At 70.2% G+C, this 26,864-nt stretch carries 26 protein-coding genes; 7 read left to right on the plus strand and 19 right to left on the minus strand.

The features are described from left to right. Positions 1–3: 3 nt before the first annotated feature. Positions 4–873: an amino acid ABC transporter ATP-binding protein gene (locus BCF74_RS06080; RefSeq protein WP_106297062.1), complete on the plus strand. Its 870-nt coding sequence runs from the start codon at positions 4–6 to the stop codon at positions 871–873. 10 nt (positions 874–883) lie between these two features. Here BCF74_RS06080 and glmM read toward each other — a convergent pair whose 3' ends face one another. From glmM to rplM, 3 genes are all read right to left on the minus strand, one after another. After that, the gene (glmM, locus tag BCF74_RS06085) at positions 884–2,230 is read right to left on the minus strand and encodes a phosphoglucosamine mutase (protein WP_106297063.1); all 1,347 of its coding nucleotides are present in this window, start codon (positions 2,228–2,230) and stop codon (positions 884–886) included. A gap of 365 nt (positions 2,231–2,595) precedes the next feature. Then, on the minus strand, positions 2,596–3,114 hold the full coding sequence (gene rpsI, locus BCF74_RS06090; protein ID WP_106297064.1) for a 30S ribosomal protein S9: 519 nt from the start codon (positions 3,112–3,114) through the stop codon (positions 2,596–2,598). Beyond that, a complete protein-coding gene (gene rplM, locus BCF74_RS06095) occupies positions 3,114–3,557 on the minus strand; it encodes a 50S ribosomal protein L13 (RefSeq protein ID WP_106297065.1) in 444 nt (147 codons plus the stop codon). Before rplM ends, rpsI begins: the two co-directional genes overlap by 1 nt. Positions 3,558–3,795: 238 nt before the next feature. On the opposite strand from rplM, the gene BCF74_RS06100 reads away from it, so the two are divergent. After that, positions 3,796–4,419, plus strand: coding sequence for an ArsR/SmtB family transcription factor (locus BCF74_RS06100; RefSeq protein WP_106297066.1), 624 nt, complete (start codon positions 3,796–3,798; stop codon positions 4,417–4,419). Beyond that, positions 4,416–5,702: an MFS transporter gene (locus BCF74_RS06105; protein WP_106297067.1), complete on the plus strand. Its 1,287-nt coding sequence runs from the start codon at positions 4,416–4,418 to the stop codon at positions 5,700–5,702. The genes BCF74_RS06100 and BCF74_RS06105 overlap by 4 nt, the downstream gene beginning before the upstream one ends. A 63-nt stretch (positions 5,703–5,765) precedes the next feature. On the opposite strand, the gene BCF74_RS06110 is transcribed toward BCF74_RS06105, so the two are convergent. Continuing rightward, entirely contained in the window at positions 5,766–8,864 is a 3,099-nt protein-coding gene (locus BCF74_RS06110; RefSeq protein WP_106297068.1) for a pullulanase X25 domain-containing protein, read from the minus strand. Between the two features lie 203 nt (positions 8,865–9,067). Then, on the minus strand, positions 9,068–9,907 hold the full coding sequence (truA, locus tag BCF74_RS06115) for a tRNA pseudouridine(38-40) synthase TruA (protein ID WP_106297069.1): 840 nt from the start codon (positions 9,905–9,907) through the stop codon (positions 9,068–9,070). A gap of 37 nt (positions 9,908–9,944) precedes the next feature. On the opposite strand from truA, the gene BCF74_RS06120 reads away from it, so the two are divergent. After that, positions 9,945–11,375 (plus strand): amino acid permease, encoded by a 1,431-nt coding sequence (locus tag BCF74_RS06120; protein WP_106297070.1) that lies wholly within the window; start codon positions 9,945–9,947, stop codon positions 11,373–11,375. Between the two features lie 7 nt (positions 11,376–11,382). Here the strand turns inward: BCF74_RS06120 and BCF74_RS06125 are convergent, their stop codons facing one another. Then, positions 11,383–11,958, minus strand: coding sequence for a carboxymuconolactone decarboxylase family protein (locus BCF74_RS06125; protein WP_245889244.1), 576 nt, complete (start codon positions 11,956–11,958; stop codon positions 11,383–11,385). Next, positions 11,955–12,872 carry an SDR family NAD(P)-dependent oxidoreductase gene (locus BCF74_RS06130; protein ID WP_106297072.1) on the minus strand — a complete coding sequence of 306 codons (918 nt, stop codon included), beginning with the start codon at positions 12,870–12,872 and terminating at the stop codon, positions 11,955–11,957. Before BCF74_RS06130 ends, BCF74_RS06125 begins: the two co-directional genes overlap by 4 nt. Before the next feature lie 67 nt (positions 12,873–12,939). Here BCF74_RS06130 and BCF74_RS06135 point away from each other — a divergent pair, with 67 nt between their 5' ends. Next, complete coding sequence (locus tag BCF74_RS06135) at positions 12,940–13,239, plus strand: DUF2087 domain-containing protein (protein WP_106297073.1); 300 nt, start codon at positions 12,940–12,942, stop codon at positions 13,237–13,239. A 7-nt stretch (positions 13,240–13,246) separates the two neighbouring features. Here the strand turns inward: BCF74_RS06135 and BCF74_RS06140 are convergent, their stop codons facing one another. The 9 genes from BCF74_RS06140 to infA all read right to left on the minus strand — a co-directional run bounded on the left by BCF74_RS06140 (position 13,247) and on the right by infA (position 21,012). Then, on the minus strand, positions 13,247–15,889 hold the full coding sequence (locus tag BCF74_RS06140; RefSeq protein WP_106297074.1) for a glycoside hydrolase family 65 protein: 2,643 nt from the start codon (positions 15,887–15,889) through the stop codon (positions 13,247–13,249). Then, positions 15,886–16,599: an HAD family hydrolase gene (locus BCF74_RS06145; protein WP_106297075.1), complete on the minus strand. Its 714-nt coding sequence runs from the start codon at positions 16,597–16,599 to the stop codon at positions 15,886–15,888. The genes BCF74_RS06140 and BCF74_RS06145 overlap by 4 nt, the downstream gene beginning before the upstream one ends. Positions 16,600–16,840: 241 nt before the next feature. Continuing rightward, positions 16,841–17,623, minus strand: coding sequence for a 50S ribosomal protein L17, sunset domain variant (gene rplQ, locus BCF74_RS06150; RefSeq protein ID WP_106297076.1), 783 nt, complete (start codon positions 17,621–17,623; stop codon positions 16,841–16,843). Between the two features lie 29 nt (positions 17,624–17,652). Then, positions 17,653–18,690 carry a DNA-directed RNA polymerase subunit alpha gene (locus BCF74_RS06155; protein WP_106297077.1) on the minus strand — a complete coding sequence of 346 codons (1,038 nt, stop codon included), beginning with the start codon at positions 18,688–18,690 and terminating at the stop codon, positions 17,653–17,655. Positions 18,691–18,898: 208 nt separating this feature from the next. Continuing rightward, positions 18,899–19,507, minus strand: a complete 609-nt coding sequence (gene rpsD, locus BCF74_RS06160; protein ID WP_106297078.1) for a 30S ribosomal protein S4 — start codon at positions 19,505–19,507, stop codon at positions 18,899–18,901. A 29-nt stretch (positions 19,508–19,536) separates the two neighbouring features. Next, the gene (gene rpsK / locus BCF74_RS06165; protein ID WP_106297079.1) at positions 19,537–19,944 is read right to left on the minus strand and encodes a 30S ribosomal protein S11; all 408 of its coding nucleotides are present in this window, start codon (positions 19,942–19,944) and stop codon (positions 19,537–19,539) included. Further along, positions 19,944–20,321, minus strand: a complete 378-nt coding sequence (rpsM, locus tag BCF74_RS06170; RefSeq protein ID WP_106297080.1) for a 30S ribosomal protein S13 — start codon at positions 20,319–20,321, stop codon at positions 19,944–19,946. Before rpsM ends, rpsK begins: the two co-directional genes overlap by 1 nt. 218 nt (positions 20,322–20,539) lie before the next feature. Continuing rightward, a complete protein-coding gene (gene rpmJ / locus BCF74_RS06175; protein WP_009775928.1) occupies positions 20,540–20,653 on the minus strand; it encodes a 50S ribosomal protein L36 in 114 nt (37 codons plus the stop codon). Positions 20,654–20,790: 137 nt separating this feature from the next. Further along, complete coding sequence (gene infA, locus BCF74_RS06180; RefSeq protein WP_006946284.1) at positions 20,791–21,012, minus strand: translation initiation factor IF-1; 222 nt, start codon at positions 21,010–21,012, stop codon at positions 20,791–20,793. Between the two features lie 203 nt (positions 21,013–21,215). Here infA and BCF74_RS06185 point away from each other — a divergent pair, with 203 nt between their 5' ends. Both BCF74_RS06185 and BCF74_RS06190 read left to right on the plus strand, forming a co-directional pair. Further along, positions 21,216–21,491, plus strand: a complete 276-nt coding sequence (locus BCF74_RS06185) for a ribbon-helix-helix protein, CopG family (RefSeq protein WP_106297081.1) — start codon at positions 21,216–21,218, stop codon at positions 21,489–21,491. Further along, positions 21,488–21,892: a type II toxin-antitoxin system VapC family toxin gene (locus BCF74_RS06190; protein ID WP_170070150.1), complete on the plus strand. Its 405-nt coding sequence runs from the start codon at positions 21,488–21,490 to the stop codon at positions 21,890–21,892. The genes BCF74_RS06185 and BCF74_RS06190 overlap by 4 nt, the downstream gene beginning before the upstream one ends. A 37-nt stretch (positions 21,893–21,929) precedes the next feature. On the opposite strand, the gene meaB is transcribed toward BCF74_RS06190, so the two are convergent. From meaB to BCF74_RS06205, 3 genes are read right to left on the minus strand one after another with little or no spacing between them, the layout of a single operon-like run. Further along, entirely contained in the window at positions 21,930–22,907 is a 978-nt protein-coding gene (gene meaB, locus BCF74_RS06195) for a methylmalonyl Co-A mutase-associated GTPase MeaB (RefSeq protein ID WP_106297083.1), read from the minus strand. Further along, complete coding sequence (scpA, locus tag BCF74_RS06200; RefSeq protein ID WP_106297084.1) at positions 22,904–25,120, minus strand: methylmalonyl-CoA mutase; 2,217 nt, start codon at positions 25,118–25,120, stop codon at positions 22,904–22,906. The genes meaB and scpA overlap by 4 nt, the downstream gene beginning before the upstream one ends. Then, positions 25,117–26,829, minus strand: coding sequence for a methylmalonyl-CoA mutase subunit beta (locus BCF74_RS06205; protein WP_106297085.1), 1,713 nt, complete (start codon positions 26,827–26,829; stop codon positions 25,117–25,119). Before BCF74_RS06205 ends, scpA begins: the two co-directional genes overlap by 4 nt. Positions 26,830–26,864 lie beyond the last annotated feature (35 nt).

A 26,864-nucleotide genomic window follows, 5' to 3' on the forward strand; every position in this document is an offset into this window, starting at 1 on the left:
GACATGAGTGCCACCACCACGAACACCGCCGTCGTTGAGGTCCAGGACCTCAACAAGTCCTTCGGCGACAACCACGTCCTGCGGGGCATCGACACCACCGTCCGTGAGGGCGAGGTCGTCTGCGTCATCGGCCCGTCCGGCTCCGGCAAGTCGACGTTCCTGCGCTGCATCAACCTGCTCGAGGAGCCGTCGTCCGGCTCGGTCCGCGTCGGGGGGGAGGAGGTCACCGACCCCGACTGCGACATCGACGCGATCCGCCGCAACATGGGCATGGTCTTCCAGCAGTTCAACCTCTTCCCGCACCTCTCGGTGCTCGAGAACTGCACCATCGCGCAGACGACGGTCCTCAAACGGAGCAAGAGCGAGGCGCAGGCCACGGCCCGCGCCAACCTCGAGAAGGTCGGACTGTCCGAGAAGGCCGACGCCTACCCGGCGCAGCTCTCCGGCGGCCAGCAGCAGCGCGTCGCGATCGCCCGCGCGCTGTCGATGGACCCGCAGCTCATGCTCTTCGACGAGCCGACGTCAGCCTTGGACCCCGAGCTCGTCGGGGACGTCCTCTCGGTCATGCGCCGGCTCGCGAGCGAGGGCATGACGATGATGGTCGTGACCCACGAGATGGCCTTCGCGCGCGACGTCGCGGACCGGGTGATCTTCATGGACGGTGGCGTCATCGTCGAGGAGGGATCACCCGAGCGGGTCATCGGCGACCCGCAGGAGGAGCGCACGCGCACCTTCCTGCAACGGGTCCTCGACCCGACGCACGTCGACCCGGGAGCCGAGGACGCGGCATACGACAAGCGCCACCACGACTCCGAGAGCGCCGCGGACAACTTCGTGAAGCCACAGGACACCCACGGCCACTACGGCCACTGACCTCGCGGCGTCAGAGCGTCAGGCGGTCCTTGACGACCGTGACGAGCCGCTCGGCGACGGCCTGAGCCTCGTCCGCCGTGCTGGCCTCGACCATGACGCGCACGAGCGGCTCGGTGCCGGACTTGCGCAGCAGCACCCGACCGGAGCCGTTGAGCCGCGCCATCTCGTCACCGACCGCAGCCTGCACGCCCTCGTCGGTCTCGACGCGGGACTTGTCGACGCCCTTGACGTTGATGAGCACCTGCGGCAGACGCGTCATGACGGTGCCGAGCTCGGCGATGGACTTGCCGGTCTCGGCCATGCGCGCCGCGAGCATGAGCCCGGTGAGCACCCCGTCGCCGGTGGTGCCGTGCTCGAGCAGGATGACGTGGCCGGACTGCTCGCCGCCGAGGGAGTGCGACGAGCGGCGCATCTCCTCGAGGACGTAGCGGTCACCGACGCCGGTCTGCTTGACCTGGATGCCCTCGCGCTCCATCGCCTGGAGCAGGCCGAGGTTGCTCATGACCGTGGCGACGAGGGTGTCGCCGGCGAGGGCACCACGCTCCTTGAGCGCCACGGCGAGGATGCCCATGATCTGGTCGCCGTCGACCTCGGTACCGGACGCGTCCACGGCGAGGCAGCGGTCCGCGTCCCCATCGTGGGCGATGCCGAGGTCGGCGCCCTTCGCGACGACGGCCGCCTTGAGGTGCTCGAGGTGGGTCGAGCCGTAGCCGTCGTTGATGTTGAGCCCGTCGGGCTCGGTGCCGATCTCGACGACCTCGGCGCCGGCGAGCCGGAAGACCTCGGGCGAGACCCGCGACGCCGCACCGTGCGCGCCGTCGATGACGACCTTGAGCCCGTCGAGCCGGTTCGGGATCGCGTCGAGGAGGTGCGCAACATACCGGGCCTGACCCGCCCGGTTGGAGTGCACGCGACCGACCTGGGCACCCGTCGGGCGCTCCCACTCACGGTCGAGGCCGGCGGCGATCTCGTCCTCGACGGCGTCGGGCAGCTTGTGCCCGCCCGCGGCGAAGAACTTGATCCCGTTGTCCGGCATGGCATTGTGCGATGCCGAGAGCATGACGCCGAAGTGCGCGTCCATGTCGGCGGTGAGGAACGCGACGGCCGGGGTCGGCAGCACACCCACGTCGTGCACGTCGACGCCGGCGGACGCGAGCCCGGCGACGACGGCCGCGCCGAGGAACTCACCCGAGGCCCGGGGGTCGCGCCCGACGACCGCCTTCGGCTTGCGGCCCGCCGCCCGAGCGTCCGCGCCAAGGACGTGCGCGGCCGAGACGGCGAGCTTCAGTGCGAGGTCAGCCGTGATGTCGACGTTGGCGAGCCCCCGGACGCCGTCGGTCCCGAACAGTCGTGCCATCTGGTGTCGTGCCTTTCAGTGATGCTTTTCGTATGCCGGGTGGGCACCTCGTGCGCGTCCCACGCGTCCCAGCGTTATCGGGTCACCCGATAAAGGCCTGCTCGACCCGACAAGCCTTCTCGGGTGAAGCGGGACAGTATCGGGTCGCCCGATAAAGGCCTGCTCGACCCGACGAGCCTTCTCGGGTGAAGCGGGACGAGCCGGCATGGGCCGACGAGCCAACCTACCCCCGAAGGCGCGCGGACGGCATACGGGCAATCCCGCCAGAGCACGCCCTCGCACGCGCGAAGTCCCGCGCCGCACGCGGGCGACGCGGGACTTCGGGTGCTCGGGGCGGCCATGACGGGCCGCCATGGTGAGCAGGGTCAGCGCTTGCTGTACTGGGGCGCCTTGCGGGCCTTCTTGAGACCGGCCTTCTTGCGCTCGGGGACGCGGGCGTCGCGGGTGAGGAAGCCGGCCTTCTTGAGCGCCGGACGGTTGAGCTCCTCGTCGACCCCGTTCAGGGAGCGGGCGACACCGAGGCGGACGGCGCCGGCCTGGCCGGACGCGCCACCACCGTGGACGCGCACGAGCACGTCGTAGGCGCCGTCGAGCTCGAGCACCTTGAGCGGCTCGTTGACGATCTGCTGGTGCACCTTGTTCGGGAAGTACTCCTCGAGGGTGCGACCGTTGATCTTCCACTCGCCGGTGCCCGGCACGATGCGGACGCGGGCGACGGCCTGCTTGCGGCGACCGGTCGCGGCGCCGGGGGCGGACGCGGACGGGCGACGGGCCGGCTCGCCGGCGACGTCGGTGCTCGACTCCGAGGTGTACTCGGTGATCTCGACGTCGTTGCCGTCGGTGCCGAACTCCTCCGTGGTCTCGACTGTGGTGTTCTCGGTCATCACTGGGCCACCTGGCTGATCTCGAAGGGCTTGGGCTGCTGGGCAGCGTGGGGGTGCTCGGAGCCGGCGTAGACCTTGAGCTTGGTCAGCTGCTGGCGGCCGAGGGAGGTCTTGGGGAGCATGCCGCGGATCGCCTTCTCGACGGCCTTGGTCGGCTGCTTGTCGAGGAGCTCGGTGTAGCTCTGGCTCTTGAGGCCGCCCGGGAAGCCGGAGTGGCGGTAGGCCCGCTTCTGCTCGGCCTTGGCGCCGGTGAGCGCGACCTTGTCGGCGTTGATGATGATGACGAAGTCGCCCATGTCCATGTGGGGGGCGAACGTCGCCTTGTGCTTGCCGCGCAGGAGCGTGGCAGCCTGGCTCGCGAGGCGGCCGAGCACGACGTCGGTGGCGTCGATGACGTGCCACTGCCGCGTGATGTCGCCCGGCTTCGGGGAGTAAGTACGCACGGTGTTGCCTTTTCGTGTGAACGAGTGGATGGGGTATGCCGTGTGCTCCCGTCAGGGGGTCCTCTCGCCCTGAGAAGGGCGCACGGCACAACAGTCATCAAGTTTACGGACGGCGTGGGCCCGGCCCAAATCGCATCAGCAAGGCCCGGAAAGGGGTGCTGACCTGCGCAAACGCGGGCGAGCGGACGGCATACAGAAAAGTTGTGCAAACAGACTGTGCAGAGGTATTGTGCACAACATGCCTGCTCGCACGCCACCCACCCCGCCGAGCGAGGACCCCGACTTCACCGGGTTCCGCCTCGACGCGACCGCCCTGAAGACGCTCGCCCACCCCCTGCGATCGCGGCTGCTGTCGGCGCTGCGCCGCGGTGGACCCGCGACGGCGACCGACCTCGCCGCGGCCCTCGGCACGAACTCCGGCGCGACGAGCTACCACCTGCGCAAGCTCGAGTCCGTCGGTCTCGTGGCCGACACCGGCGAGGGCGAGGGCAAGCGGCGGCTGTGGCGGGCGGCGACCGACTCGCACCAGTGGGAACCGAGCGACTTCGCCGGCGACGAGGACGCCGAGACCGCACTCAACTGGCTGACCCGGGACTACACGCGACACTTCGCCGAGCAGTTCGAGCGCTGGCTCGACGTCGAGGCCACGTGGCCGCCGGAATGGCGTGATGCCGCTGGCATGAACGACTCCTACGTCATCGCCACCCCGGCCCAGCTGCAGCAGATGAACGCCGAGATCGACGAGATCGTCACGCGCTATCGCCGTGTGGGACAAGGCAACCCGGCCGCCCGGCGGCTGGCCGTCTACAACGTCACCTACCCGCTCGACCTCGACCGGGTCCCGCGCGGGGAGGAGTCGTGACCACCGCGCCCCTCTCCCCCGCCGCGGCACGCCGGGTCTTCTACGCGCTGAGCTTCACGCGGTGGTTCCCGGTCGGGCTCATCGTCGGCATGATGACGCTGCTGCCGCTGGACCGCGGGCTGAGCGTCGCGCAGGCGCTGGCGGCCTTCGCGTTCACGGGGTGGGTCGTCTTCGCCCTGGAGCTGCCGACGAGTGGGTTCGCCGACGCGTTCGGCCGCAAACCGGTCTACGTCGCGGCGGCCGTCGTGCAGGTCGCGGCCGGGCTCGTCTACCTCTTCGCCCAGTCGTTCTGGGTGTTCGTCCTCGGCTCGGTGCTCACCGGCGTCTTCCGCGCCCTGGACTCGGGGCCGCTCGAGGCGTGGTTCGTCGACGCCGTGCACGCCACCGACCCCGGGGCGGACGTCGACCAGCCGCTGGCCCGGCAGGGAACCATCCTCGGGCTCGGCATGGCGGCGGGCTCGCTCGTCTCGGCCGGGCTCATCGCGTGGCATCCGTTCGCGCAGTCGTCGGCCCTCAACCTCCCGTTCGCCGTCTTCGTCGCGTTGACGGTCGTGCACCTCGTCGCCACGGTCGTCCTCGTCAAGGAGCCGCGGACCCACGTGGACTCCACCGGGCTGCGCCGCGCCGTCGCGTCGGCCAAGGAGGCGCCGGGGGTCGTCCGCGACGGCCTCGGCATGCTGCGCAGCAACCGGATCCTGCGCGGCCTCGTCCTCGTCGAAGTGTTCTGGTCCATCGCGATGATCGTCTTCGAGACCTTCCAGCCGATCCGGCTCGCCGAGCTGCTGGGCAGCGAGGAGCGGGCGGGCGCCTGGATGGGAGTCGTCGCGGCCGGGGGCTGGGCGATCTTCGCCGCCGGCTCCGGTCTCGCCGGGCTCGTCTCGAAGCGGCTCGGCGTCACCCGGACGGCCATCCTCGGGCGAGTCCTCAACTCCCTCGGGGCGGTGTGGATGGGCCTCGTGCTCGGGCCGGTGGCGCTCGTCGTCGCCTACCTGTTCACCTACTCGATGCACGGTTTCGCCGGCCCCATGCACGGCGCCCTCCTCCACCGCGAGGCCTCGGCGCGCAACCGGGCCACGGTGCTGTCGATGAACTCGATGATGATGTTCGCGGCCTACTCGGGTGTCGCGCCCCTGCTCGGTCTGCTCGCCGAGCGCACGTCGAACCAGGTCGCGATGGTCCTCGCCGGCGCGCTCAGCCTCCTCGGGGCGTTCCTCTACCTCCCGGCACTGCGCCACGAGCGGCAGCTGCGCACCGAACCTGCCGGCGACGCCGCGCCGGTGTGAGCCCCTCGTCTCGTGTGCCTGACGCGGACACATTGCGTCTGCGTCAGGCACACGAGGCCCGGGTCACTGGCTGGTGACGGTGAGGCGGTGGGTCGCCGAGTCGTAGGCGAAGTTCGTCCGTGCGCCGTCCGCCGGCACCGTGAGCGTGATGTTGCCGCCGTTCGGTATGCCGTCCGAGCCGTAGTTCTCGGCCCAGGACAGGCCGTGCGCCACCTTGAGCTCGTAGCTGCCGGCCGGGATCTGTGTCGTCGCCCACGTGAAGGTGCCGTCGCCGTCCTTGTCCTGCAGCCACGGCCGCATGCAGTCCGGCGACCAGTCTGCGGGGCAGCCGAGCTCGGACTGGAACGAACCGGGGACGGTGACGATCGTCGTCTCCTCGTCCGAGGTCGCCCAGTGCGTCGTCGGGTCGTAGTAGAAGGTCACCGTGCCGTCAGTCGTCTCGTAGGAGATGTTCGCACCGTCGCGAATCCCCTTCTCCCCGTAGTTCTCCGTCCATTGCCGATCGAGGGCGGCCTTGTAGGAGTAGGGGCCCGCAGGCAGGGTGTAGGAGCCCTTCCAGATCTTGTCCTTCGCGTCGAGCGACAGCTGCGCCCGGTCGCACGCCGGCTCCCAGTCAGCCGCGCAGCCCATTTCCGAGTTGTGCGTTCCCGGCACGGACACGGCCGACGGCTGCGTCGCCGGCGGGTCACCGATCTCGCCCTCTGCGGAGCCACCCGTCGACGGCTGCACGACGCTCGCCCACGTCGAGTCGGCGGCCACCCGCCCGGCCGCGTCGCGCACGACCGCGCGGTACTCGAGGACCGAGCCGAGCGGCATACCGGCGACGTCGTGGAAGACGCGGAACGGCGCGTTGTCGTCGGTCCCGATGGTGCGCCACTGCGAGGTGCCGACGGGGCGGTAGAGGAACGTCGTCTGCGCGAAGGTGCTCGCCGTGACGTCGGCCGTGATCTCGGCCCGGTCGAAGACGCCGTTCGCGGTGCCGGCGGACAGCTCGATGGTCGGGGCCGCACCGGATGTCGCGATCGGCTTGTTGGCCCGCCACACGCTCACCGTCAGCGGCGGCACGCTCACCTTCACCGAGCCGTCGGCGCCGGGCTTCACGGCCGTGTCGGTGCCCGACACGGGAGTGAAGACCACGCCCTTGCCGCGGCTCCACGTCGGGAAGCTCGCCGACGCCGCCGATGTCGAGTTGTTCGCTGCGACGACGTATTCGACCTGCTGTGACGCGTCGATGCGGGAGACCGCGAAGATCCCGGCGCCCTCCGCGGCATACCGCTGGATCTGCGCGCCGTCCGCGAGCGCGGGGTGCTTGGCGCGCACCTGCGACAGGGCGCGGATGTGCTCGTAGAGCGGGTGGTCGGTCGCATACCTGTCGCGCGAGCCCTCGGGGCCGGCGAGCACCTGCTCGGAGTTGTAGATGTCGACCTTGCTCGCGAACATGTCTTCGCGGGCGAGCTGGTCGCCACCGGTGCCGATGAAGCCCTGCTCGTCGCCGTAGTACGTCACCGGGTTGCCGCGCGTCGCGAACATTAGCGACTGGGCGAACTTCACCCGCGCCAGCAGCTCGGACTCGTCCTTCGACGCCTCCTTGAGGAACATCGCGGCGCGGCCCATGTCGTGGTTCCCGAGGAACGTCGGCAGTTGGTAGGCGTTGCTGTCGGCGTCGGTGTACCAGTCGTCGCGCGAGAAGAAGTCGGCGAGGACGTTCGCGGGCTTGCCCTTGGCGAAGTCGACGCCCTGCTGCTGGAAGCCGAAGTCGAGGGTGGCCTGGAGCTTGCCGCGCGTCGTGTACTCCGACATGACGGCCGGGTTGCCGTCGTAGACCTCACCGAACGCGAAGAAGTCGTCGTTGCCGACCCGCTTGGCCTCGCCGAGGATCTGCGGTACGAACTGCTGCCAGAACTCGAGGTTGACGTGCTTGACCGTGTCGATGCGGAAGCCGTCGATGCCGAAGTCCACCCACTGCTTGTAGATCTCGCCCATGCCGTCGACGACCTCGGGCCGCTCGGTGAAGAGGTCGTCGAGCCCGATGAAGTCGCCGTAGGTCGAGGACTCGCCGGCGAAGGTCGAGTCGCCGCGGTTGTGGTACATCAGCGGGTCGTTGAGCCACGCCGGCGTCTTGGCGTCCTCGTCGCCCGGGCGCAGGAACGGCGTGTAGGGGAACGACGTCGCCGGGTCCATCTGCGGGAACTGCGTGCCGATGTAGTCGCGGTCGTCGAACGGCGTGCCGCTCACGTCCTTGTAGGGGTAGGCCTTCTTCGAGCGGTAGGAGTACTGCCCCTCGCGGTAGTCGATGACGTCGGCCGTGTGGTTGGTGATGATGTCGAAGAAGACCTTCATCCCCTTCTTGTGCGCCGCCGCGATGAGCTCCTTCATCTCCGCGTTCGTCCCGAGGTGCGGGTCGATCTGGGTGAAGTCGGTGATCCAGTAGCCGTGGTAGCCGGCGCTCTCCTCCCCCGGCTTGCCCTGCACCGGCTTGTTCTTGAAACTCGGCGTGAGCCAGATGGCCGTCGTGCCGAGGCCCTTGATGTAGTCGAGCTTCTCGGTGACGCCCTTGAGGTCACCACCGTGGTAGAACGCCTTGTTCGTCGGGTCGAAGCCCGTCGTGAGCGGCCCGCCGGTGAGCCCGCCGCGGTCGTTCGCGGTCGAGCCGTTCGCGAACCGGTCCGCCATGAGGAAGTAGAACCGCTCCTGGGTGAGCGGCGAGCGCAGCGAGTCCTGCGCGAGCTGGGCGTCCGCCGCCGTGGTGCCCTCACTCAGCCCCTCGGGCGTGATGCTCGTGCGGTGCGTCGCGTCGTCATAGGTGAACGTCAGCCGCGCCGGCCCCTCGAGCACGAGCGGGATGTTCGAGCCGTCGAGCTTGCCGTCGGCGCCGTAGTTGACGTCCCAGCCGCCGTTGATCGCGACCTTGTACTCATAGGTCCCGGCCGGGACGGTGAAGGTCTTCGCGTATGCCGTGGAGTCGCCGACCCGAGTCAGTTCCGTTGCGCTGCAGTCGGGTTGCCAGTCGGCGCTGCAGCCGAGCTCGGACTGGAGCGAGCCGGCGAGGGTGACCGACTCCGGAGTGGCCGCGAAGGCCGACGGGGCGACGGCTCCGACGAGCGGGGTGACCGCGAGCGCGGCACCCGCCAGGACGGCAGGCAGTCTGCGGGGACGAAGCATCGTTGCTCCTTGTGAGTCGGCTGTGTGCGCGGCAGGGACTCGACAGAGCGTAGGTGCGAAAACGCTTTACATGAACCCCCAGAGCCTGCGCACCCACCGGGCGCCCGAGGCAAGCCGCACTTTGCGCGCGATGGCGCAGGAAGAACTGCGTCCAGGCGCGCAAAGTGCGCCCGCTGATCCGGCCAGGCACACACGGCGAGGGTTCAGAGGGTGCGGGTCGCGCGCGCCTCGTCCGCCCGGGCCGCCAGGTCGCCGTCCTCGGGATAGACGACCTCCTCGAGCGAGAGGCCGTGCGCCGGCATGACCTTGACGCGCGGATCCCGGACCTCCGCGCCCAGCACCTCGGCCGGGAACCCGACCTCTGCCCGCCCCAGCCCGACCGGCACGACCGAGCCGACGAGTGCGCGAACCATGCTGTGGCAGAACGCATCCGCGACGACGGTCCCCTCGATGACACCGTCATCGGCACGGGTCCAGCCATACGCCAGCAGCGTCCGCACCGTTGTCGCCCCCTCCCGCTTCTTGCAGAACGCCGCGAAGTCGTGCAGGCCGAGCAGCCGGCCCGCCGCCGCGTCCATCGCGGTCACGTCGAGTGGCTCCTTGACGAGCACGGTGTCGCGACGGCGCAGCGGATCCATCGCGCCCGGGTCATCGCAGATCCGATACCGATAACGTCGACGCAGCGCCGAGAACCGCGCGTCGAACCCCTCCGGCGCCAAAGCGACCGACCGCACCGCGACGTCCCCCGGGAGGATCCCCGCGAGCCGCGACCGGGCCGCCTCCTCCGGTGAGCGGGACGAGCGACCCGGCAGGCCGGCATACGCGGCCTCGTCGACGTCGGCATGGACCACCTGGCCACGTGCGTGCACCCCTGCGTCGGTGCGTCCGGCGACGGTGAGCCGCACCGGTTCCGGCGCGCGCAGCAGCGTCGTCAGCGCAGCGGACAGCTCCCCCTCAACCGTCCGCAGCCCCGGCTGCGCCGCCCACCCCGAGAAGTCCGTGCCGTCGTAGGCGAGGTCGATCCGAATCCGCCGCTCGCCCATGGAGCGAGACTAGGCCACAGGGTCTACCGTCAGAAGAGTGAGTACGACGACGCCGTCATCCCGGGGAATCTTCCGCCGCAAGCCCATCGAGGACATCACCGACGAGGGCGAGCACGGGCTCAGCCGCAGCCTCGGACTGTGGCAGCTCACCGCCATCGGTGTCGGCGGCATCATCGGCGCTGGCATCTTCTCGCTCGCCGGCTCGGTCGCGAGCGGCGCCGAGGGCGGCAAGGGCGTCGGCCCGGCGGTGATCTTCAGCTTCCTCATCGCCGGCATCGCGAGCGCCGCAGCGGCCTTCTCGTATGCCGAGTTCGCCGGTCTCATCCCCAAGGCCGGCTCGGCCTACACCTACGGGTATGCCGTCCTCGGCGAGATCGTGGGCTGGCTCATCGGGTGGGACCTCCTTCTCGAGTACATCGCCATCGTCGCCGTCGTGGCCATCGGCATCAGCGGCTACTTCGGCTTCCTCCTGCAGCAGCTCGGCATCGACCTGCCCGCGTGGATGCTCGGCGCCCCCGGCACGGGCGACGGGCACCGCGTCGACCTCTTCGCTGCGCTGCTGTGCCTGCTCATCGCCTTCCTCCTCGCGCAGGGCATCAAGAACGCCGCCCGCGTCGAGACGATCGTCGTCGTCCTCAAGGTCGCCGTCGTCCTGCTCGTCATCGTCGTGGGCTTCTTCCACATCAAGACGGCGAACTACACCCCGTTCTCGCCACTCGGCTTCGGCGGTGCGATGACCGGTGCGGCGACGGTGTTCTTCGCGGTCTTCGGCTACGACGCGATGTCGACCGCGGCCGAGGAGAGCAAGGACGCCCGCCGGCACATGCCCAAGGCGATCATCTACAGCCTCGCCATCTCGATGGTGCTCTACGTCCTCGCCTGCCTCACCCTCGTCGGGATGCAGAACTACCGCGAGATCGACCCCGAGGCGGGCTTCTCCGCGGCGTTCGAGAGCGTTGGCCTCAGCGGCCTCGCGACGGTCATCGCGGTCGGCGCCATCATCGGCATCCTCACGGTGATGTTCACCTTCATGCTCGGGGTGACGCGTGTGTGGTTCGCGATGAGCCGCGACGGCCTGCTCCCCCAGTGGTTCGCCAAGACCCACCCGACGAAGCACGTCCCGACCCGCGTCACGTGGATCGCCGGCGTCCTCTCCGCGCTCATTGCCGGCTTCATGCCGATCGCCGAGGCGGCCGAGCTGACGAACATCGGCATCCTGCTCGCGTTCGTCGTCGTGTGCATCGCGGTCATCGTGCTACGCCGCACCCAGCCCGACCTGCCGCGCACCTTCCGTTGTCCCGCAGTGCCGTTCGTCCCGGCGATCGGCGTCATCTTCTCGCTGTGGCTCATCAGCTTCCTCGCCTGGGAGACGTGGCTGCGGTTCGCCGTGTGGTTCCTCATCGGACTGCTCATCTATTTCGCCTACTCCCGCCGCCACTCGCTCCTCGAGCGCGACCCGTCACGCTGAGGCCGGGTCAGCGCACGGGGTCCGGCTGCACCCGCAAGGTGGTGAGGACGGTCGCGAGCATGTCGTAGTTGCCGGCGAGCAGGAGCAGCTCGACCGCCTCGCGCTCGCTCGTCACCGACCGCAGCCGCGCCCACGCCTCGTCGTCGAGATCGCGGTCCTCGACGAGCGCGAGTGCTGTCGCTCGCAGCACGGCCTCCCGCTCGCTCAGGGTCGGCGGCGCGTCACCGCGCGTCAGCGACGACACCTCGTCAGCGCTGAGTCCCGCCCGTCGGCCGATCCGCCGATGGTGCGACAGCTCGTACTCGCACTCACGCCGCGTCCCGACGGTGAGGATGACGACCTCGGCCTCGCGCCGCGACAGCGACCCGAACGGCATGAGCCGGCCCGCGAAGTGCAGCCATCCGGTGAACGTCCCACGCGCGCGCCCGAGCGTGGTGAACACCGCCGGCGGCTCGGTCCCCATGACTCGCCCCGCGGCCCGCGAGAACGCCCACCCGAACGGCCCCAGCTCCCTCAGCGAGCCCGGTGGGATCCGTGGTCCGGTATGCCGGCCGCCCACCTCGGGCGTATGCCGCCCGCTCACCGCTCGCTCCCGCCCCCGGGCCGGAGCCGACCGCCGCGGAGGGGCTCCGGCTGCGGAGTCGTGAAGTCGACCTCCTCAGTGCGCGCCACCTCGAGCGCCTCGGACAGCGACGGCAGCGGCCAGGCCTCCACCGCCCGCTGCGCCACGGCCCGGAACGGCAGCACCGGCCGCACCCATCCCGGGGCGGCGACGACGCGCGAGCGCCGGGCGACGCCACGCTCGAGGGCGCGCAGGGCCTTCTCGACCGGCGTCACCCCGGTGATGGTGCGACCCCCGCTCAGTGCCTGACCGGCCCGCGTCCCGAACCCCCGTTCGGTCATGTCGGTGTCGAGCTCGGAGTAGTAGGCGACCCCGACCCGCGCGCCCGACGCGCGCAGCTCCTGGCGCGCCGTGTTGCCGAGTGCCTCGACTCCGGCCTTGCTCACCGAGTAGGCGCCCAGCAGCGGAAGGTGCACGGCCGCAGCGAGACTGGCCGTGAGCAACGCATACCCACCGGGGTGCGCGATGTGCGGCGCGGCCTCGCGCAGCGTGTAGTACACCCCGAGCAGGTTGACCGCCAGGTGCCTCTCCATGACGCCCTCGCGACCGCCGACGACCGGCAGCTGCGCGGCGATGCCGGCATTGGCGACGACGACGTCGAGACCGCCGAGCTCGTTGACGAGCTCTGCGACAGCGGCCCGCACCGCCTCGGGGTCGGACACGTCGCACTCGCGCCATGGGCCACCGGTGCTCGCGGCGACCTCGGCCAGGCCGTCGGGCTCGAGACCGAGCACGGCCACGCGTGCGCCGTGACCGGCGAGGAGGAGCGCGAGCCCGCGCCCGATGCCCCGGGCGGCGCCGGTGATGAGGACCCTCCTGCCGGCGAGGTGCGGCGTGAGGGCTGCGCGCGGAGCAAGGGCCGGGACGGTCACCATGGATACCGAGAGTAGTGCCGGGCACGGGGTCACGGCCCGCGTCCGACGAGATCCCTAGGGTGGAGGCATGGACCGACCCAGCCTCACCGACGCCCTGCGCCACCGCGAGACGGTCCTGCGCGCCTTCGTCGGCGCCGACGGCCGGCTCGCGTCGATCCCGACGAAGATCGGCAAGCGCCTCGTCGTCCTCGACCTCGTCGCGCAGGATTTCGAGCTCGGCGAGATCTACGACGAGCGCACCGTCAACGAGGTGCTCAAGCAGCGTCACCCTGACTTCGCCGCGCTGCGCCGCTACCTCGTCGAGGAGGGCTTCCTCACGCGGCGCGACGGCACGTACTGGCGCAGCGGCGGCACGACCGACGTCTGAGCGTGCCTCAGCTCGGCGGCGGCATGACGGGGCCCGTCGGCGGCTCGGCGGTGGCGAGCGATGACTGGCGGTCCTCCCGCTCCAGGGCGTCCGGGTCGGTCGGGACCCCGGCCGTGATGACCGTGCCGTCCGGACGGACGATCTTCTTCGGCGTCCGGGGCACGAGGTGGGTGAGCCGCGGCCCTTGGCCGTCCAGCGGCACCTCCACCGGCTCGCCCGCCGTGATGTCGACCGACTCGCCACGCACGGTGACGCTCACCGCGTCACCCGCGAGGTGGACGAAGGTCATCTTCTCGGCCTCGAGCTCGACGCGGAAGCGCGTCCCGCGCACGCGCAGGTTGAAGCACAGCCGCTGCCACGCCTCGGGCAGGCGCGGGTCGAACGACAGGTCGCCGCCGGCGTCGCGCATCCCGGCGAAGCCGTAGACGAGGGAGTTCCACACGCCACCTGCGGACGCGATGTGCACGCCGTCGGCGGTGTTGCCGTGCAGGTCCCCGAGGTCGACGTAGAGCCCGGAGAGGAAGTAGTGCATCGCGAGCTGCTGGTGCCCGACCTCGGCGGCGATGATCGACTGCACGACGGCGCTCAGGGACGAGTCCCCCGTCGTGATCGGGTCGTAGTACTCGAAGTTGGCGCGCTTCTGCTCGTGGGTGAAGCGGTCCCCCTGGAGCAGCAGCGCGAGGACGACGTCGGCCTGCTTGAGCACCTGGAAGCGGTAGATGACGAGCGGGTGGTAGTTGAGCAGCAGCGGCCGCTTGTCGGCGGGCGTCTGCGAGAGGTCCCACAGCTCGCGGTCGAGGAAGTTCTCGTCCTGCGGGTGGATGCCGAGCCCCTCGTCGAACGGGATCGCCATCGCCGCGGCACAGGCCTCCCACTCAGCCGGCTCATCGTCCTTGAGGTGCAGGCGACTCTTCAGGCGCGCGTATGCCGTGGGGTCGTTTTCGCGAATGTCCAGGACCGCCTGGGCCGCACGCTCGAGGTTGAAGCGGGCCATGACATTGGTGAAGAGGTTGTTGTTGACGACCGTCGTGTACTCGTCCGGCCCGGTGACGCCATGGATGTGGAACGTGCGGCCGCCGTCCACCCGCCAGAACCCGAGGTCGGCCCACAGCCGCGCGGTCTCGACGAGGATCTCGACGCCGTCATGACGGAGGAACGCGCGGTCGCCGGTGGCGTCGCAGTACTTCGCGACGGCGAAGGCCACGTCGGCGTCGATGTGGTACTGCGCGGTGCCGGCCGCGTAGTACGCCGATGCCTCGAGACCGTTGATCGTGCGCCACGGGAAGAGCGCGCCGCGCTGGGCGAGCTCGCGGGCGCGCTGCCGGGCGTGGTCGAGCAGGTTGACCCGGAAGCGCAGCAGGTTCTTCGCCGCCGTCGGGAAGGTGTAGGAGAGGAACGGGACGACGTAGATCTCGGTGTCCCAGAAGTAGTGCCCCTCGTAGCCGCTGCCGGTCACGCCCTTGGCGGCGACCCCGAGCTGGTCGGCACGTGAGGCGGCCTGGGCGATCTGGAAGAGGTTCCACCGGATCGCCTGCTGGATGGCCGGCTGGTCCTCGACGGTGACGTCGGCGTTGTCCCAGTACGTGCTCAGCCAGTCGCGCTGGGCCTCGACGTAGTGGGCGATGCCGTCGCGTCGCACCCGGTCGAGGGTGCGACGGCAGCGGTCGAAGAGCTCACGCGCCGGGACGCCGCGGGACGTGTGGTAGGCCACGACCTTGGTGATGCGGGTCGTCGTGCCTTCGGTCGCGTCGATGCGGTAGACCCGCTTGCCGAGGTCGGGCTCGGTCGAGATGAGCTCCTCGACGACGTCGTCGGTCTCGATGGAGTGGTCGGCCGCAACGGCGAGCGTCATGCCGGACCGGGCGGTGCGGTAGCCGAGGATCATCCGGCGCTCGCTGTGCCAGTCCCCTTGCGGGACAAGGACCCTCGACGTGAAGGCACCCGCGCGCCGCGGGTCCCAGGCCTTGGCGTCCTCGCCGCCCTTGCCTGCGGAACCACCCGAGCCGCCCTTGTCACCCGAGCCCTTGCCGCTGTCCGAGGCCAGGTCGACGTGCGGGGCCAGGGCGTGCCGGTCGTGGTACTCGTCGGCACCGTCCTGCCGGTTGAGGATCTGGCTCGAGATGACGACGGGGGCATCGCCCGAGAGCATCGTCACCTCGATCGTCATGATCGCGAGGTGGCGCTCGGTGAAGGAGATCATCCGCGTCGTGTCGATGCGCACGACCTTGCCCGACGGGGTGCGCCACACGAGGTGGCGACGCAGCTCCCCGTCGCGCATGTCGAGCACCCGCTCGTACTCGACGAGGTCGGCCATCGAGATGAGCAGCGGCTCGTCGTCGACGTAGAGCTTCATCACCGTGCTGTCCGGCGCGTTGACGATCGTCTGGCCGGTGTGCGCGAACCCGTAGGCCTGCTCGGCGTGGTGGATGTCCCACGTCTCGTGGAAGCCGTTGACGAAGGTCCCGTGCGCCTCGCTCGGCCGACCCTCCGGCGGGGTGCCGCGCATCCCGAGGTAGCCGTTGCCGACGGCGAAGAGGGTCTCGGTGAGGCCGAGGTCGCCGTCGCTCGGGAAGGTCTCGACGAGCCGCCACTCGTCGACGGGGAAGCGCTCCCTGTCGATGGGGTCGGTGCTGCCGTACTCGAGGCTCACGGCAGCAGCTCCTCGAGGTCGCGCACGACGACATCGGCACCCGCGGCGGTGAGGCCCTCGGCCCCCGCCCCGCGGTCCACTCCCACGACGAGGCCGAACTCGCCCGCGCGACCCGCGCGCACCCCGGACACCGCGTCCTCGAGGACCACGGCACGCTCCTTGGGCACCCCGAGCTGCTCCGCGGCATACAGGAAGGTGTCCGGCTTCGGTTTGCCCGGCAGGCCCTGCTCGGTCGCGACGGCACCGGAGACGACGACGGGGAAGAACTCGGCGATGCCCGCGGTCTCGAGGACGGCCGGGGCGTTGTTGGAGGACGACACGACAGCCATGGCAGTTCCGCGCTCGCGCAGCGCCTCGATGAGGCGCACCGACCCGGCATACGGCTCGACGCCGTCACGCTCGAGCACCGCATTGAAGGCATCGTTCTTGCGGTTGCCCAGCCCGCTCACCGTCTCCGCGTCCGGGCTGTCGGACGGGTCGCCCTCGGGGAGCTCGATGCCGCGCGAGGCGAGGAAGTCGCGGACGCCGTCGTAGCGCGGCTTGCCGTCGACGTGGTCGAAGTAGTCCTGGTCGGTGTAGGGCTCGTCGACGCCCTTCGCCGACAGGTAGGCGTTGAACATCTCGGCCCAGGCGCGCATGTGCACCTCGGCGGTCGGAGTGAGCACGCCATCGAGGTCGAAAAGCGCTGCGTCGTAGGCGTTCCAGTCCATCCCCTCAGCCTACGGATCGCAGGCCTTCCGACACCAACTCCCGCGCCCACCGATCCCCGCGCCGAGTGTCGGGTTGTGGCTGGCTCAGCCCCCGCCGAGGCAGCCACAGCCCGACACTGAGTGACACTCACTCGGGAAGGCGCGCGGACGGCATACCGACTCAGGGCCGGTCACCTTCGCGGGGAAGGTGACCGGCCCTGAGTCGGTATGCCGGGTGGCCGGCAGTCGGGGTGTCGACGCCTCAGGCGTCTTCGCCCTCGACCTGCTGCTTGGCCTCGCCACCGGCCGGCTCGAAGCCGGCAGCCTTGGCGTCGTCGGCCGACTTGAACCAGAACTCGGCCTCGGTGGCGTCGTACCACTGCGAACCGGGGACGTGGTACTTGCCCGAGTCGGCGTTGCCCTTGACCGAGTAGCCCTCGGGAGCGGAGCCGTCCTCGTTCGATGGGGCGGCACCCTCCGGAAGGGCGGCGATCTCGAGCTCGTTGCCCTCGGCGTCGACGGCCTCGGTCGGAGCGCCGGCGTCGGCCAGCGCAGCGGCGTCGGCGGCCTCGGTCGCCTCGGCGGTCTCGGTCGCCTTCGACTCCTCGGCCTTCTCGTCGGCCTTCTTGTCCTTGGCGGCGCGCTTCGTCGCAGCCTCGGCCTCCTTGACGGTGGCCTTCTTGGCGACGGGCTCGCGGACGAGCTCGATGACCGCCATGGGGGCGTTGTCGCCCTTGCGGGGGCCGACCTTCGTGATGCGGGTGTAGCCGCCCTGGCGGTCGGCCATGTCCGGCGCGACCTCGACGAAGAGGCGGTGGACGACACCCTTGTCACGCACGACCGTCATGACCCGGCGACGGGCGTGCAGGTCGCCGCGCTTGGCGAAGGTGATGAGCCGCTCGGCGAGCGGGCGCAGCCGCTTGGCCTTGGCCTCGGTGGTCGTGATCGAGTCGTGCTCGAACAGCGACGTCGCGAGGTTGGCCAGGATGAGGCGCTCGTGAGCCGGGCCGCCTCCGAGGCGGGGACCCTTGGTGGGGGTGGGCATGTCAGTTCTCCTAGATGTGGGTCAGCGCGTCAGAGCTGCTCGTCCTCGGCGTACGCCGCGTCATCGGCGTCCGCGTCGGAGAAGCTGAACTCGTCGTCGTAGGAAGCGATCTGGCTCGGGTCGAAGCCGGCCGGGCTGTCCTTGAGCGCCAGACCCATGCCGTGCAGCTTGGCCTTGACCTCGTCGATGGACTTCTGGCCGAAGTTGCGGATGTCGAGCAGGTCCGCCTCGCTGCGACCGACGAGCTCACCCACGGTGTGGATGCCCTCGCGCTTGAGGCAGTTGTAGGAGCGGACCGTGAGGTCGAGGTCCTCGATCGGCAGGGCGAGGTCCGCAGCGAGCGCGGCGTCGGTCGGCGACGGGCCCATGTCGATGCCCTCGGCCTCGACGTTGAGCTCGCGGGCGAGACCGAACAGCTCGACGAGCGTCTTGCCGGCGGAGGCGAGCGCGTCACGCGGGGTGACGGCCTGCTTGGTCTCGACGTCGATGACGAGGCTGTTGAAGTCGGTGCGCTGCTCGACTCGGGTCAGCTCGACCTTGTAGGTGACGTTGAGGACCGGGCTGTAGATCGAGTCGACCGGGATGCGGCCGATCTCCTGGTCGCCGGACTTGTTCTGCGCCGCGGAGACGTAGCCACGACCGCGCTCGACGGTGAGCTCCATCTCGATGGAGCCCTTGTCGTTCAGCGTCGCGATGTGCAGGTCGGGGTTGATGACCTCGACACCGGCCGGCGGCGCGATGTCCGCGGCGGTGACGGCGCCCGCACCCTGCTTGCGCAGGTACATGACGACCGGCTCGTCGTGCTCGGAGGAGACGACGAGGCCCTTGATGTTGAGGATGATCTCGGTGACGTCCTCCTTGACCCCGGGGATCGTGGAGAACTCGTGGAGCACGCCGTCGATGCGGATGCTCGTCACGGCGGCACCCGGGATGCTCGAGAGCAGGGTGCGGCGGAGGCTGTTGCCGAGCGTGTAGCCGAAGCCCGGCTCCAGCGGCTCGATGACGAAACGGCTCCGGTTCTCGGAGATGACGTCCTCGGTGAGGATCGGACGCTGTGCGATGAGCACGGTGATTTCCTTCCCACGGGCGACCGCTATATGACGCCTCGTGAAACTGCCGGGTCGACCCCGACGCCCGGGTCACCTCTGTCTGCGACCAGGACAAGCCTTGCTGTATGCCGGGTGCGCACCTCGGTACGTCCGGCTCCGACTGGTTGCGCGTTTCTCGCAGCTCGCTGGCGCTCGCCGCGAGAAACGCGCAACCAGTCGGTCTCGGTCAGTTCTTGGAGTAGAACTCGACGATGAGCTGCTCGGTGAGCTGGCTGTCGATCTGCGCACGCACCGGGAGCTGGTGGATGAGGATCTGCAGCGAGCCCGGGACGACCTGCATCCAGGCCGGGGTCGGGCGCTCACCGAAGGTCTCGCGGGCGAGCTGGAACGGGAACGACTCGGCGGACTGCTTGCGCACCGTGATGATGTCGTACTGCTCCACGCGGTAGGACGGGACGTCCACGCGCTTGCCGTTGACCTCGAAGTGGCCGTGCGTCACGAGCTGACGCGCGGCGCGGCGGGTGCGGGCGAGGCCCGCGCGGTAGATGACGTTGTCGAGCCGGGACTCGAGGATCGTCAGGATGTTCTCGCCGGTCTTGCCGGGGCGGTTGGCCGCCTCCTTGTAGTAGCGGCGGAACTGCTTCTCCATGACGCCGTAGGTGAAGCGGGCCTTCTGCTTCTCCTGCAGCTGGGTGAGGTACTCCTTCTCCTGCATCCGGCGACGGCCGTGCTGGCCGGGCGGGAACGGGCGAAGGTCGAAGTTCTTGTCGCCGCCGACGAGGTCGACCTTGAGGCGACGCGACTTCTTGGTGATGGGGCCGGTGTAACGAGCCATGGTTCTAGTTCTCTCTCGTTCTCAGGCGCTCAGACGCGGCGGCGCTTCGGCGGGCGGACACCGTTGTGCGGCGACGGGGTGACGTCCTGGATGGACCCCACCTCGAGACCGGCAGCGGTGAGGGAACGGATCGCGGTCTCACGACCGGAGCCCGGGCCCTTGACGAAGACGTCGACCTTGCGCATGCCGTGGTCCATCGCCCGACGGGCAGCGGCCTCGGCGGCGGTCTGCGCGGCGAACGGGGTCGACTTGCGCGAGCCCTTGAAGCCGACCTGCCCGGCCGAGGCCCAGCTGATGACGGCACCGGTCGGGTCGGTGATCGAGATGATCGTGTTGTTGAACGTGCTCTTGATGTGGGCCTGGCCCACGGCGACGTTCTTCTTCTCCTTGCGGCGCACCTTCTTGGCGCCGGATGCCATACGGCCCTTGGGGGGCATTACTTACCAACCTTCTTCTTGCCGGCGACGGTGCGCTTCGGGCCCTTGCGGGTGCGCGCGTTGGTCTTGGTCCGCTGACCGCGAACGGGCAGGCCACGACGGTGGCGGATGCCCTCGTAGGACCCGATCTCGACCTTGCGGCGGATGTCGGCCTGCACCTCACGGCGGAGGTCACCCTCGACCTTGAGGTTCTCGTCGATCCAGTCACGCAGGGCGACGAGGTCGGCGTCGGTGAGGTCCTTGACGCGGGTGTTGGGGTCCACGCCGGTGGCGGCGAGGGCCTTCTGGGAGCTGGAGCGGCCCACACCGAAGATGTAGGTCAGTGCGATCTCGACGCGCTTCTCGCGCGGCAGATCGACTCCTTGGAGACGTGCCATCTGTTGATGGTTCCTGTTCTGTGTTTCCGGAGGTCTGGTGCAACGCCGGTCCGGAACTGGTGCCGGTCCTCGGCCTCCGGGCCGAGGGTGACGTCCCGCGCTCATCCCTGTCGGATGACGCACGCGGGGGTCGGACGCTGCGTTCTCATTCACTTGTGCGTGTGCTCGAAGCCTGTGCCTCGTGCGGGTCCCGATCTCTCGGGACGGTCAGACTGCGGTCAGCCCTGGCGCTGCTTGTGGCGCGGGTTCTCGCAGATGACCATGACCCGACCGTTGCGGCGGATCACCTTGCACTTGTCACAGATCTTCTTGACGCTCGGCTGAACCTTCATGTCGCCTTTGCTGTCGTGTCGATCCGTCCCGGGCCTTGAGGGGCACGGGTCTTGCGGTTTCTTGCGGTGCGCTCCCCGGCGGCGAGCCGGTCGCGCGAGCTGCGCTCGCGGCATACGAGGTCCGTATGCCGTGACGCTCAGCGGTAGCGGAAGACGATGCGGCCGCGGGTCAGGTCGTAGGGGCTGAGCTCCACCACCACGCGGTCCTCGGGGAGGATCCGGATGTAGTGCTGGCGCATCTTGCCCGAGATGTGGGCGAGCACCTTGTGCCCGTTGGTGAGCTCCACGCGGAACATCGCGTTGGGGAGCGCCTCAACGATGGTGCCCTCGATCTCGATGACGCCGTCCTTCTTGGCCATACCCTCTCAATCCGTTGTCGGCCCCGTCCTTCGGTGAGTCGGGCGAGACCATGGGAACGCGGCCGCGCATGCGTGAGCACACGTGACCGACGCTCCATCCTACGGGAGTCGGCGCTGAGCACGAAATCGTGCTGCGCCGGTATGCCGTCCGCGCGCCCGTGGAGAGGCGTATGCGCAGGTGCATGCGCAGGTATGCTGGGCGCATGAGTGCGTTGGGACGTCGCCTGCACATCCTCCTCGACGAGGACCGGTATGCCCGGCTCGAGGCCGAGGCGAAGGAGCGCGGCTCGTCGGTGGCCGCGGTCGTGCGGCTCGCGATCGACCACCACTTCGACGAGGAGCGCGACCTGGCCCGCCGGGCCGAGGCCGCGCGCAAGCTCCTGGCGTCCGCGGACGAGGGTGAGGGTCCGGCCGAGACCTGGGACGAGATGATGGAGGCCCGGGCCGCCGACATCGCTCGCATGGCGGGCGAGCTGTGAGGTCCCTGTTCCTGGACTCGAATGTCGTCCTGCTCGCACTGGGTCTCCCCAGCGTCGATCGAGACGTGTGCCAAGCCGTCGTCGGGTCGCCGACGACTCGTCTGCACATCGCGGCGGAGACCGTCCAGGAGGTCCTCTTCCACCGGCTCCGTGTCGGCGATCGACCACGAGCACTGGCTCAGGTCGACTGGCTTCGTGACCTTGCGGTCGTTCATCGCATGGATGACGACGTCATCGACCGGGCACTGGACCTCGTGGCGACGACGCCGGCCCGTGGGCGGGACGCGTTCATCGCCGCCACCGCGCTCGAGGCCGGGTTCGACCGGGTGGTCACGACCGATGCCCGTTTCGTCGCCGTTCCCGGGCTGGAGCCGGTCCACCCCCGCGACGTCGCTGCCTGAACTCCCAGGTCGAGGTCGGCATCGACGAGGGCTGCGGTCAGGGCTCAGCGCCGCGGAAGAGTTCGAGGATGCGTGCCGCGGCATCGACGGCGCTCGTCTCGCCGGCGCGCACGGCCTGCTCGAGCCGGGCGCGCTCGCCGGCGACGGCCTCGGAGGAGCGCACCGCGTCGGTGAGGGTCGCGTCGACGAGCGCCCACATCCAGTCCTGCTGCTGCTGGGCCCGCCGCGACTCGAGCGACCCCTCCTCCTCGAGGTGGGCACGGTGCTCGAGGACGGCAGCCCAGACGTCGTCGAGGCCGGCGCCGGTCTGTGCCGAGCAGGTGAGGACGGGCGGTCGCCGCACGTCGGCTCCGGGCATCATGAGCCGCATCGCCGCCATGAGGTCCTTGGCCGCGGCCTTCGCGGGGTTCTCGCCGTCGCCGTCGGCCTTGTTGACCGCGATGACGTCGGCGAGCTCGAGGATGCCGCGCTTGATGCCCTGCAGCTGGTCGCCGGCCCGGGCCAGCGTGAGCAGCAGGAACGTGTCGACCATCTCGGACACGGCGATCTCGTTCTGCCCGACGCCCACCGTCTCGACGATGACGACGTCGAACCCTGCTGCCTCGAGCACGAGCATCGACTCGCGGGTCGCCCGCGCCACTCCCCCGAGGTGCCGGCCACTCGGGCTCGGCCGCACGAACGCGCCGTCGTGCGACCCGAGCTCGCCCATCCGCGTGCGGTCACCGAGGATCGAGCCGCCCGTGCGGCGCGAGCTGGGGTCGACCGCGACGACGGCGACCTTGTGGCCGGCCTCGATGAGCCGAAGCCCCAGCGCGTTGATGAACGTCGACTTGCCCGCACCGGGAACGCCCGAGATCCCCACTCGCACAGCGGATCCGGTGTATGCCGCGAGCTCACGCAGCAGCGCGCGTGCCCTCTCGCGGTGGTCGGGTCGGGTCGACTCCACGAGCGTGATCGCCCGCGCGATGTCGGCCCGCGACCCGGCGCGGATGCCGTCGACGAGGGGGTCGGTCACGCGCCGGCGCCCTCGCCCCGGCCCGTAGCACTGTCCGTGTCACCGGCGTGCAGGCGCGAACGCAGGTCGCCGATGAGGTCGACGGCCGCGGTGGCGATGACGGTGCCGGGCGGGTAGATCGCGTCGGCACCCGCGGCTCGAAGCTCGTCGAAGTCCTGGGTCGGGATGACCCCGCCGACGACGATCATGAGGTCCTCACGGCCGAGCGCGTCGAGCTCCTTGCGCAGCGCAGGCACCAGGGTGAGATGGCCGGCCGCGAGCGAGGACACACCGACGACGTGCACGTCGGACTCGACGGCCTGACGGGCGACCTCGGTCGGGGTCTGGAAGAGCGGGCCCACGTCGACGTCGAAGCCGAGGTCGGCGAACGCCGTGGCGATGACCTTCTGCCCGCGGTCGTGGCCGTCCTGGCCCATCTTCGCGACGAGGATGCGCGGGCGGCGCCCCTCGGCCGCCTCGAACTCCTCGACGAGCGCCTGCGCCCTGCGGACCCCTGCGTCGGAGCCGGCCTCGTCGGAGTACACGCCACCGATCGTACGGATCTGCGCGGTGTAGCGCCCGAACGCCTCCTCCATCGCCGCCGACATCTCCCCCACCGTGGCCTTGGCGCGGGCGGCATCGATGGCGAGCGCGAGCAGGTTGGTCTCGAGGGTCCCGTCGGAACCACCGCGGGCGGCCTCGGTGAGGCGCGACAGCGCCGCACGGCATACGGCATCGTCACGCTCGGCGCGCAGCCGCTCGAGCTTCGCGATCTGCGAGGCCCGGACGGCGGCGTTGTCGACCTTGAGGACGTCGATATCCTCGTCGCCGTCGACGACATAGCGGTTGACGCCGATGACCGGCTGCTGCCCGGAGTCGATGCGGGCCTGGGTGCGGGCGGCCGCCTCCTCGATGCGCATCTTCGGGATACCGGCCTCGATCGCCTTGGCCATGCCGCCGGCGGCCTCGACCTCCTCGATGTGCGCCCACGCCCGCTCAGCGATGTCGTGGGTGAGCCGCTCGACGTAGGCCGACCCGGCCCACGGGTCGATGGTGCGCGTCGTGCCGGACTCCTGCTGGATGACGAGCTGGGTGTTGCGGGCGATGCGGGCGCTGAAGTCGGTCGGGAGGGCGATGGCCTCGTCGAGCGCGTTGGTGTGCAGGCTCTGCGTGTGGCCCTGGGTCGCGGCCATCGCCTCGATGCACGTGCGGATGACGTTGTTGAAGACGTCCTGCGCGGTGAGCGACCAGCCGCTCGTCTGGCAGTGGGTGCGCAGGCTGAGCGACTTCGGGTTCGTCGCGCCCTGCTGTTCGACGAGCCGCGCCCAGAGCAGCCGGGCCGCGCGCATCTTCGCGACCTCCATGAAGAAGTTCATCCCGATGGCCCAGAAGAAGCTGAGGCGAGGGGCGAACCGGTCGACGTCGAGCCCGACCGCCTTGCCGGCGCGGATGTACTCGACGCCGTCGGCGAGGGTGTAGGCGAGCTCCAGGTCCTGCGTCGCCCCGGCCTCCTGCATGTGGTAGCCGGAGATCGAGATGGAGTTGAACCGCGGCATCTTCTCGCTCGTGAACGCGAAGATGTCGCTGATGATCCGCATCGACGGCTCGGGCGGGTAGATGTAGGTGTTGCGGACCATGAACTCCTTGAGGATGTCGTTCTGGATGGTCCCCGAGAGCTGTTCCGGCGCGACGCCCTGCTCCTCCGCGGCGACGACGAAGAGCGCGAGGATCGGGATGACCGCCCCGTTCATCGTCATCGACACCGACATCTGGTCGAGCGGGATGCCGTCGAAGAGGGTGCGCATGTCGTAGATCGAGTCGATGGCCACGCCCGCCATGCCGACGTCGCCCTCGACGCGCGGGTGGTCGCTGTCGTAGCCGCGGTGGGTCGCGAGGTCGAAGGCGACGGACAGGCCCTTCTGCCCGGCCGCGAGGTTGCGCCGGTAGAACGCGTTGGACTCCTCGGCGGTCGAGAACCCGGCGTACTGGCGGATCGTCCACGGCTGGTTGACGTACATGAGCGGGTAGGGGCCGCGCAGGTAGGGCGGGGCGCCCGGGATGGTGTCGAGGAAGTCGAGGCCTTCGAGGTCGGCTTCGGTGTAGAGCGGGGCGACCTCGATCTGCTCGGGTGTCAGCCACGGCTGCGCGCCGTTCGAGGCGTCGTATGCCGTTCGCGCGCCTCGTGGTTCGCCGTCGCCGAGGTCGACAGTGGTGAAGTCGGGGATGGCGCTCATGCTGTGGGAGCTCCCAGCTCGTCGAGGAGGTCGGAGAGGACTGCGACGACGTCGGTGTCCGGCGCGAGGGCGGCATACCCCTTGTCGGTCGCGGCGAGGTCGACAGCGCCGCCGGACTCGACGGCCTCCATGCCGCCAGCGGCAAGGAGGTTCGCCGCGGCGATGCGCAGGTCGGCGGCCCGCGGGACCTCGAGCGTCGGCACGGTGACGCGGGGCGGCTCGCCGTGGTGCTTGGTGAAGGCCGCAGCCCGGTCGCGCAATGCCTCGAAGATCGACGAGTCCCTATGTGGCACAAGGGCGTTCGGGCCAACCTCAAGGGCCTGGCGCGCGCGGCGTTCGAGGGGCTGCTCGCCGGCGAGGGGGAACATGCTGACGCCGATGATCGGTGTCTCGCGGCGCGCGATCGATGCGTCTCGCTCCGACCGGGCACCCGAGATGCGTTGTGCGACAAAGCCGTTCGCGAGCGACTTCACCATGCCGCCCGAGCGCTCGACCTCCTGGAACGTACCCCAGGCCGCCTCGGCGAGCTCCGTCGTGAGCGCCTCGACGGCCCAGGCGCCACCGGCCGGGTCGGTCACGCGGGCGACGTTGGACTCCTCGGCGAGGATGACCTGGGTGTTGCGAGCAACCCTGCGGGAGAACGGAGTCGGGAGCCCGGCGACGGTGTCGAACGGCAACACGGTGATCGCGTCCGCGCCTCCGAGGCTGGCTCCGAACGTCGCGAGAGTGCTGCGCAGGATGTTGGTCCACGCGTCGTCGCGGGTGAACATCCGTGTCGCTGTCACGACATGGATGCGGGCGCCGCGGTCGGCCTCGGGGATCCCGACCGCCTCGCCGATGCGCGCCCAGCAGCGGCGCAGCGCCCGCAGCGCGGCGGCGGTGAGGAACTGGTCGGCGGTCGCGCTCACCCGGAACTCGACGTGCCGCCACGCGTCGGCGAGGTCGACCCCGGCGTCGGTGAGGGCGCGCAGGTAGGCCACGCCCGTCGCGAGCGCGAAGCCCAGCTCGTCCACGGTGGTCGCGCCGGCGTCGAAGTACACCCGGGTGTCGACCGTGATAGCGCGGATCTCGCCGGTCCCGTCGAGCTGTCGGACCGCGTGTGCGAGCGGGGCGAGGTCGGGCTCGCCGCCGGTGCGCGCTGCGGCCCCGAGGGGGTCGTGACCGAGGTTGCCGGAGGCAGCAGGCGAAGCCGACAGGACGGCATACAGCGCGTCCGCGGCAGCGGGCTGGGAGTCCCACGACGACACGACGACCGGTGCGAGGTCGAGCTGGACGTCTGCGAGCGCCTCGGCGACCTCGGCGGCCGCGATCCCGTCCGTCCCGACGTGCAGCCAGACGGAGGTGGCGCCGTTCTCGAGGTCGGCGAGGACGGCCGCGCGGGTCGTTGCGGCGTCGGGGTCGTCGTGCAGCTGGCGCACGTCCCACGGCACGTCGGGGTCGCGCAGCGCCCGGCCGCGGGTGAAGGGCATGGCGCCGGGGACGCCGAGCGGCGCCGCCTCGGCGGGGCGGGTGTAGAGCGGCTCGACATCGAGCCCGCCCTCGAGCGTCGTGCGCAGCGACGCGATGGCCTCGTCGGTGCTGAGCGACTGGTCCTCGGGCTTGCCCTTGTTGACGACGGCGGCGGCGAGCTCGCGCCATTCCGCCTCGGTCCGGTCCGGGAAGTGCGCCGCCAACGTCATCGTCGCGGGCCGCTTCGGGGCCTCAGTCATGCACCGCTCCTCGAGGTCCTCTGGGCTGGTCTGAA

The sequence above is a fragment of the Knoellia remsis genome, from assembly GCF_003002895.1.
Taxonomy (GTDB): domain Bacteria; phylum Actinomycetota; class Actinomycetes; order Actinomycetales; family Dermatophilaceae; genus Knoellia; species Knoellia remsis.